Raw genomic sequence first — 7,948 nt, forward strand, 5'->3', positions numbered from 1 at the left:
GGGGTGGGCTGGCATCCCAGCCCCGCCCCGTACGGGCGCGTCGTCCTGCCACTGGTCAGCGACCGGTCAGAAGTCGACCGGCGGCAGCTCCGGGCCACCGGCGGCGTCGCTCGCGCCAACCCCGACGCCGAGCTTCTCCAGGATCTTCTTCTCGATCTCGGCGGCCACGTCCGGGTTTTCCTTCAGGAACTCCCGGGCCTTCTCCTTGCCCTGGCCGAGCTGGTCGCCGTCGTACGTGTACCACGCGCCGGACTTGCGGATGATCGCCTGCTCCACGCCGACGTCGATCAGCGAGCCCTCACGCGAGATGCCCTTGCCGTACATGATGTCGAACTCGGCCTGCTTGAACGGCGCGGCCACCTTGTTCTTCACGACCTTGACCCGGGTGCGGTTACCGACCACGTCGGTGCCGTCCTTGAGGCTCTCGATGCGTCGCACGTCGAGCCGGACCGAGGCGTAGAACTTCAGCGCCCGACCACCGGTGGTGGTCTCCGGGCTGCCGAACATCACGCCGATCTTTTCGCGCAGCTGGTTGATGAAGATCGCCGTGGTGCCGGTGTTGCTGAGCACACCGGTGATCTTCCGTAGTGCCTGGCTCATCAGCCGGGCCTGGAGGCCCACGTGGCTGTCGCCCATCTCGCCCTCGATCTCGGCGCGCGGCACCAGGGCCGCCACCGAGTCGATCACGATGATGTCCAGAGCGCCGGAGCGGATCAGCATGTCCGCGATTTCCAGCGCCTGCTCGCCCGTGTCCGGCTGGGAGACCAGCATCGCGTCGGTGTCGACGCCGAGGGCCTTCGCGTACTCCGGGTCGAGCGCGTGCTCGGCGTCGATGAAGGCGGCGATGCCGCCGTTGCGCTGGGCGTTGGCCACCGCGTGCAGTGCCACCGTGGTCTTACCGCTGGACTCGGGACCGTAGATCTCGACCACCCGGCCACGGGGCAGGCCGCCAATGCCGAGGGCCACGTCGAGCGCGATGGAGCCGGTGGGAATGATCGCGGTCTGGACGACCGGCCGGTCACCCAGCCGCATCACCGAGCCCTTGCCGAATTGCTTGTCAATCTGAGCGAGAGCAAGGTCGAGTGCCTTCTCCCGGTCAGGCCCTGCTGCCATGGTTGCCACCCCTGCCTTCGCCGGCGTCTTTGCTGAGCTTCGCGTCACGCGGACACGCTAGGCGCTGGGTCCGACAGAAAACCAGCCGACGGGCCGCGAGCTGTGGACGAGCACCCCGCTGTGGACAATAGCCGAACAGGTGTACGACTCGACAAGCGACACGCGGAACCGGCGAAAAGGCTGCTCAGCGTAGTCGAGCGGGTACGCGGTCGGGGTACGCGGCGCAGACCGCCCGCCACACCACGTGCGTCTGCTCCCCCGACGACAGCGCCTGCTCGATGGTCCGCCCATCGAGCTGGGACAGCACCTGGTCGCGGGCGATGCTGGCCGCGTAGCCCGGCCCGAACGCCTCCTCCAACCGCGCCCAGAAGTCGGTCAGCCGCACGTGATCAACCCTCCTCGCCCGGTGCCCCCGTCGGCACCGGGCGCAACGCTAGCGCCACCAGGGGCACTGTCGCGACCGCCGCGAGCAGGGTGAGCACCGGATAACCGGCGAGCTGCATGACAAACCCGCTGAGCACCGCGGCGCTGGCCCCCGCCAACCCCATGATCAGGTCGGAGAACCCCTGGACGCTGGGCCGCACACCGGCCGACACCGACTCGGAGAGCAGCGTCGAGCCGGCCACCATCGTCCCCGACCAGCCCAGCCCGAGCAGGACCAGACCGATCGAGAGCCGGGGCGTGTGGTGCCCGGCGGTGCCGGCGACCGCGCAGGCGGCCAGCAGCAGCCCGACCCCGCCGAGGATCACCGCCCGCCGGCCGAGCCGGTCGGTGAGCCAGCCGACCACCGGGGCGAACGCGTACATGCCGGCGATGTGCAGGCTCAACACGATCCCGACCAGCCGCAGCACGTCGGCGTCGGCGTGCGACTCACCGAGCCGGACCGGGGTCATCGCCATCACCGCCACCATCACCAGGTGACCGATCGCCACGGCGGTGATGCCGAGCCGGGCGGCTGGCTGTCCGCGTACCACCGACCAGGCCAGCCGCATTCCGGCGGTGCGCGGCGCGCGCGCACGGACCAGCGCGGTGGCCGGCCCGGCCCCACCGGCCGTCGGCGCGGCGTCGGCGGGCGGCCCGACGGCGGTCGGTGGCGCGTCGGCCGACGCGAGCCGCCGCGCGGTGAGCAACGGGTCGGGGCGGAGCAACCCGAGGAGTACGACGGAAGCCAGCACGAATGCCGTCGCGCTGAACGCGAACGGGCCGGCCAGCGGCGGCAGCCCCCAGCCGGTGGTGACCCGGTCGGCCAGGGCGGCGAAGTTCGGCGCGGCCACCGCCCCGATGGTGGTGGCCCAGACGATCAGCGAGAGCTGACGCCCTCGACGGGTCGGCTCGGCGAGGTCCACCGCCGTGTAGCGGGCCTGCAGGTTCGCGGCGGTGCCACCGCCGAAGAGCAGCATGCCGAGGAAGAGCAGGGGCACCGAACGGGTGGCCGCCGCCACCACCACCAGGACGCCGCCGACGGCGCCCACGGTGTACGCCAGCACCAGGCCGGGACGACGGCCGTGCCGCGCCATGATCCGGGTGACCGGGACGGCGAGCAGCGCCGCACCGACCACCCCGGCGCTCTGCGCGACGCCCGCCACCGCGGTACCGGCGATGCGGGCGGCGAGCAGCGCGCCGACGGAGATGCCGATGGTCACACCGACGCCGCCGATGATCTGGGTGGTGAAGAGCAGCCGCATGGTGCGCCGCTGGATCGGCGCGACGTCGAGCCCGGCGCCGCCGGTACGCGGCACGGTCAGGTCGGTGGCCATCGGCGCTCCTTGAGGACGGGGTGACCCCATCCTCGCGCACCCACCCCGAACCCCGACGCCCCCGCCGGGCTGCCCCGCCCGCCGGGCCGCCTCGCCGCGCCCGCGCGGATCTTCGCGAGGGCCCGTCGGTCAGCCGGCCATCACCCGCTGGTGCACCGACGACACCGCCGAACGGGCCGCCACGAACGCCCCGTGCTGCCAGGCCACCTCGTGGCTCAGCCAGTCCCCGGCGAAGTAGACCCGCCCGGCCGGCTGAAGCAGCAGGTTGTATCCGGCGGTGCCGTAGCGGGGCGAGGTCCAGGCGCCCTCGATGTAGCGGGTCCGGTCCCAGGCGTGGGAGTACGAGGTGACCAGCTCGCTGCGGTACTTGTCGCCGTGGATCTTCACCCCCTGGCTGACCGCGCGCTCCCGGCGCTGCTCGGGGGTGAGCCCGCTGTACGCCCTGGCGTTCGCCCCGGTGTTGTAGTAGCCGACGACCAGGCCACGCTTGCCGTGGAAGCCGTAGGACGGGTACCAGATGTGCGACAGGTCCAGGTCGGTCTCCGTGATGCCGCCGTAGATCCGCTGGTCGGTCTCCCACCAGCGGCTGCGGTACTCCAGGCCGATCTTGCCGGCGGCGGTGACCGGGAAGTCGGCCAGGGCGGCGGTCACCCCTGCGCCGAGGTTGTGGGGCACCCGGGCCATCAGGTGCGGCGGCAGCGCCGCCACGCAGTAGTCGGCGGTGATCAGCGACTCCCGGCCGCCCTGCCGATAGGTCACCTCGACCCGGCTGCCCCGGTCGGTCACTCCGGTCACCTCGGCGTCGAGTCGGATCCGGTGCCCGCCCACGGCCTTGGCGAGGGCACGCGGGATCTGGTCCATGCCGCCCACCGGCTGGAACATCAGCATCGCCTGGTCGTAGCCGAATTCGAAGGAGAAGTACCGGCCCACGTTGCTGGCGAAGACGTCGGAGAGCGCTGGCGGCGCGCCGAGCAGCGTCCCCACGTCGTTGCCGGCGCCGGGGTACGCGGAGAAGCCGCGGCGGTTGGTCCCGGCGTACGCCCAGTCGTTGGCACGCCCGCCGATCGCGCCGAAGCCCTGCAGGAACGACAGCAGCCGGTCCCGGTCCTCGGTGGTGAGCCGCGCGTCCAGCGCGCCCTGGTCGGTGGCCTTGGCGAGCAGCTCCGAGACGTAGCCGTACACGTCGGCCTTGGCGGTGCGATACCGGATCGGCTCGGTCATCCCGGCGGACTCGTTGTAGATCCAGGCGTCGGCGTTCTGGTTGGTGAACACCTCGATGGGTACGCCGAGTTCCCGGCAGTAGTCCATGGTGACCATCCACTGTGCGATCCGGCCCGGCCCGGCGTTGAAGTAGACGCCGTCGGAGAAGCCGGCCCGCTGGGTGTGCCCGTCGAGGTCGGTCTCGACGTCGCCACCACGGATGGTCAGGTTCCGCCCGCCGACGCGGTGCCGCGCCTCCAGGACCGTGCAGTGGTAGCCCGCCTTGCCCAGCTCGTACGCGGTGGTGAGCCCCGCGATGCCACCGCCGAGCACGACGACACTGGCCCCCGGCCGGCCGGTCAGGGTGAAGTCGGACGGCTCGGGCGCCCGGAACGCCGGGGTCACCGACGCGTCGGCGCTGGGCGCGAGACCCATGGCTCCCATCGTGGCGAGCATCGCACCGGCACCGCCGCTGATCCCGACCGCGCGCAGGAACCCACGCCGACTCACCGTCGACTGCGTCTGATCGCTCATGAACGCCTCCCCTACAAGATCGACTCACGTGAGTCTGCAGAGGACCTGTTACGCGGATCACGCAACGCCGTTTCCGGTAGGTATCACCTCACCGACCGCCGGCGGTGGCGGTTTTTGTCACCGATCTCGCTACCGGCCGAGCCGACGACCGTGCCGTACCGCCCCCTCACACCCAACCGTTGCTGGCCGCCTGCACGCCGGCCTGGAATCGGCTGGCGGCGCCCAACCGCTCGGTCAGGGACGTCATCATGCGCTGCACACTGCGCAGGGAGATTGCGAGCTTGCGGGCCGCCGACTCGTCGGTGTGCCCCGCGGCGAGCAGCCGCAGCAGCTCGCGTTCCTGCCGGGTGAGACCCTGCTCGTCGGCCGCCGCCTGTTCGCCGAACGGAGTCGCGGCGTGCCACACCTGCTCGAAGAGCGCGATAAGCCCGGCAACAATCCCGCGGCTGCGCAGTTCCAGTGCACCCTGCCGGGGATTGGCCGGGTCGATGGGCACGAGTGCGACCTCCCGATCGACGATGACCATGCGCATCGGCAGCGTCGGCGTCGTGCGTGACTGCCCACCGAGGCCGGCCAGCCAGCGGGCGTGCGCGAGGGTGCCGGGGTCGTTGCGGAAGCTGTCCTGATAGACGTTGCGGATCTGGACACCCCGCTGCAAAGCCTGCTGGTCGAGCGGCGCCTCCGCCTCGAGCGTGTCCGGGCTCTGTGCGCCGCCGCTGCTAAAGGAGAGACACTCGGCGCGGGCGGTGTCGGCCAACTCGGCAAGCCGGTCCCGGACGCTGTCGACCCCTGCGAGCAACCGCCCCTCCGCCACCTGGTGGTAGTCGTCGTGGGCGGTCGCGATGGCGGCGATGGCGGCCTTGGTCGCCTCGACCTGCCGCTGCCGGACCGCGACCTCGGCCTCCACCTTGGTCAGGAGCGCCATCAACCCGGCCTGCGGTCGCACCGGCCGGGCGTGATCGCCCAGGGAGTCGAGCCGAACGAGTGCGAGGTCGGCCAACACGTCCAGTGCCGCCGTCACCTCCCCCGGCGAGACGCCGAGGTGATCGGACAGGCCGGCGACGTTCAGGTCGGGACACTGCAGCATGGCGCGATAGACCGCCTCATGCTGCGCGGACAGTCCCAGCAGGTCGAACATGACCCCTCCCCCGGTAGAACCAATCGACATTCTGCCGCGTATCGAGCGTTCTCGTGGACCCGTTCCGCACCTGGCGTGGTCCCGCCGGGCGGGGTCACGCCAGGCCGAACCTGGTGACAGGGCACCGTGGGCCCGCGATGCTTCTCTCACGGCGGCGACAACGACCACGGAGCCTCCGGAATCGACATTCCAAGCACAGGAGAGACGTCAATGAGCATAACCACTTTTATCAATGCCAATTACCGTACCTCGATCGCCATTCTCACACTCGGCCTCGCCCTCGCCCTCGCGATCATCCTGAACTCGGAACCGGGTGCGATGGCGGCGCTCGCGGAGGGGTTCGGCTGGGGTGGTCCCGCACAGGACGCCTCGACCGGCCAGTTCGGAGGCCAGGGATTTGGCTGGGGCTCGCCGCCCCCGGTCGACCCGTCGGAGTGGTCCTGATGATCGTGACGCACATCCGTATCGCCCCGCTCACCTCGACGGCCGCCATCGACCCGGCGACGCTGCGAAATCTGATCCACGTGAACGCCACGGCCGGGAGCGGTATCGAACACCTTCGAGTCCGCGCCGGCCCGGACAGCGCCGACATCCTGGCCTTCGTGGACACCGACGATCCGACGGCAGCCGCCGTGACGTTGCGCCGCGTCGTCGACCGCACAATCGCCAGCAGCCCACTGCTCGGCCCGTGGCGAATCGTCTGACCACGGCATCACCTGTTCAATTTTCCCGCCTCCGCCGACGGATACCGTTCGGCGGACGGACAAACCTGCCTTGAAATCGGAATTAATCAGAAAGGAACACCATGCAACGAAATGCGATTCGTCGCCTGACCACAATGGCGCTCGGCGTGGCACTCGCCGCCGGCGCCGGCCTCTCCGGGGGCGTCGCCACGGTGCTGGCGAGCAGTCCCGAGGCAGCCTTCGCCGACTCCAGCGTGGGTGGGTCGATCAGTCCGACCGAGGTGCTCAGCCGCGCCAAGTACTGGTACGACAATCGCGGCAGCATCCCCTACAGCCAGGGCGGCTACTACCGCGACGAGAACGGCAAGAACTACCGCACCGACTGCTCCGGGTTCGTCTCGATGGCCTGGCACCTCTCGACGTCGAAGACGACCTACAACATGTACACGGTGTCGAAGCAGATCAGTAAGAGCGACCTCCAGCCGGGCGACATCCTGAACTCGGCGAGCCAGCACGTCATCCTCTTCAAGCGCTGGATCAACCAGTCGACGGGCACGTTCGAGTACTACGCCTTCGGATCGACCCCGGTGAAGATCGACACCGAGACGCTCAGCGGCGGCGGGGACGGTCTCATCGACTCGCACCCGGCCAGCAACTACGTCGCCCGCCGCTACAACAACATCACCACCGGCGGCCAGGCTCCGGTGAAGGACCCAGGGGTCGCCGACGTGACCGGCGACGGCTATCACGATCTGGTGGCCCGCAAGACTGACGGCACTCTGTGGCTGTACTCGAACAACATCGAGCGCGACAACGGCGTCCCGTACAGCAGCGGCTCGTCCCGGCAGATCGGCAGCGGCTGGAGCAGCGCGGACCGGATCATCAACGCCGACGTCACCGGTGACGGCTTCACCGACCTGATCTCCGTCAAGTCAGACGGAACGATGTTGTTGTACTCCAACAACATCGTTCGTGACGACGGCGCCCCGTACAGCAGCGGCGCGTCGCGGCAGATCGGCAGCGGTTGGGGCGGGTTCGACCGGATCGTCGGCGCGGACGTGACCGGCGACGGTTGCACCGACCTGGTGGCCCGCAAGACCGACGGCACCCTGTGGCTCTACCCGAACAACATCGAACGCGACAACGGCACTCCGTACAGCAGCTCGTCGGCGCGGCAGATCGGCCAGGGCTGGAGCGGCTTCGACACGCTGGTCGGCGCGGACGTGACCGGCGACGGTTACACCGACCTGGTGGCCCGCAAGACCGACGGCACCCTGTGGCTCTACCCGAACAACATCGAACGCGACAACGGGGTCCCGTACAGCGGCAACCGGCAGATCGGCAGCGGCTGGAGCGGCTTCGACACGCTGGTCGGCGCGGACGTGACCGGTGACGGCTACACGGACCTGGTGGGCCGCACGACCAGCGGTGCCCTCCTGCTGTACCCCAACAACATCGAACGCGACAACGGCGTCCCCTTCAGCGGCAACCAGCAGATCGGCAGCGGCTGGGGCGGCTTCAAC

At 70.0% G+C, this 7,948-nt stretch carries 8 protein-coding genes; 3 read left to right on the forward strand and 5 right to left on the reverse strand.

Annotation, left to right across the window (positions count from 1 at the left end; all coding sequences use genetic code 11):
• Window positions 1-66: 66 nt before the first annotated feature.
• From recA to AB0J68_RS21930, 5 genes are all read right to left on the reverse strand, one after another.
• Window positions 67-1,113, reverse strand: coding sequence for a recombinase RecA (recA, locus tag AB0J68_RS21910; protein ID WP_354859959.1), 1,047 nt, complete (start codon window positions 1,111-1,113; stop codon window positions 67-69).
• Window positions 1,114-1,297: 184 nt separating this feature from the next.
• A complete protein-coding gene (locus AB0J68_RS21915) occupies window positions 1,298-1,498 on the reverse strand; it encodes a DUF3046 domain-containing protein (RefSeq protein WP_354859956.1) in 201 nt (66 codons plus the stop codon).
• 4 nt (window positions 1,499-1,502) lie between these two features.
• A complete protein-coding gene (locus AB0J68_RS21920; RefSeq protein ID WP_363940261.1) occupies window positions 1,503-2,870 on the reverse strand; it encodes an MFS transporter in 1,368 nt (455 codons plus the stop codon).
• A 129-nt stretch (window positions 2,871-2,999) separates the two neighbouring features.
• Complete coding sequence (locus AB0J68_RS21925) at window positions 3,000-4,604, reverse strand: FAD-dependent oxidoreductase (RefSeq protein WP_363940263.1); 1,605 nt, start codon at window positions 4,602-4,604, stop codon at window positions 3,000-3,002.
• A gap of 166 nt (window positions 4,605-4,770) precedes the next feature.
• Window positions 4,771-5,742 carry a LuxR C-terminal-related transcriptional regulator gene (locus tag AB0J68_RS21930; protein ID WP_354859949.1) on the reverse strand — a complete coding sequence of 324 codons (972 nt, stop codon included), beginning with the start codon at window positions 5,740-5,742 and terminating at the stop codon, window positions 4,771-4,773.
• 210 nt (window positions 5,743-5,952) lie between these two features.
• Here AB0J68_RS21930 and AB0J68_RS21935 point away from each other — a divergent pair, with 210 nt between their 5' ends.
• The 3 genes from AB0J68_RS21935 to AB0J68_RS21945 form a co-directional block, all read left to right on the forward strand.
• Window positions 5,953-6,186 (forward strand): hypothetical protein, encoded by a 234-nt coding sequence (locus AB0J68_RS21935; protein ID WP_363940265.1) that lies wholly within the window; start codon window positions 5,953-5,955, stop codon window positions 6,184-6,186.
• Window positions 6,186-6,446, forward strand: a complete 261-nt coding sequence (locus tag AB0J68_RS21940; RefSeq protein WP_354859945.1) for a hypothetical protein — start codon at window positions 6,186-6,188, stop codon at window positions 6,444-6,446. The genes AB0J68_RS21935 and AB0J68_RS21940 overlap by 1 nt, the downstream gene beginning before the upstream one ends.
• A 101-nt stretch (window positions 6,447-6,547) precedes the next feature.
• The coding region (locus tag AB0J68_RS21945) for an FG-GAP-like repeat-containing protein (RefSeq protein ID WP_363940267.1) at window positions 6,548-7,948 on the forward strand (1,401 nt) is incomplete at its 3' end.

The organism is Micromonospora sp. NPDC049580, assembly GCF_040675595.1.
Taxonomy (GTDB): domain Bacteria; phylum Actinomycetota; class Actinomycetes; order Mycobacteriales; family Micromonosporaceae; genus Micromonospora.

Bases quoted from the DNA above. Each gene is read 5' to 3' on its own strand.
- recA (WP_354859959.1), bottom strand. From the start codon at position 1,113: ATGGCAGCAGGGCCTGACCGGGAGAAGGCACTCGACCTTGCTCTCGCT.
- AB0J68_RS21920 (WP_363940261.1), bottom strand. From the start codon at position 2,870: ATGGCCACCGACCTGACCGTGCCGCGTACCGGCGGCGCCGGGCTCGAC.
- AB0J68_RS21925 (WP_363940263.1), bottom strand. From the start codon at position 4,604: ATGAGCGATCAGACGCAGTCGACGGTGAGTCGGCGTGGGTTCCTGCGC.
- AB0J68_RS21930 (WP_354859949.1), bottom strand. From the start codon at position 5,742: ATGTTCGACCTGCTGGGACTGTCCGCGCAGCATGAGGCGGTCTATCGC.
- AB0J68_RS21935 (WP_363940265.1), top strand. From the start codon at position 5,953: ATGAGCATAACCACTTTTATCAATGCCAATTACCGTACCTCGATCGCC.
- AB0J68_RS21940 (WP_354859945.1), top strand. From the start codon at position 6,186: ATGATCGTGACGCACATCCGTATCGCCCCGCTCACCTCGACGGCCGCC.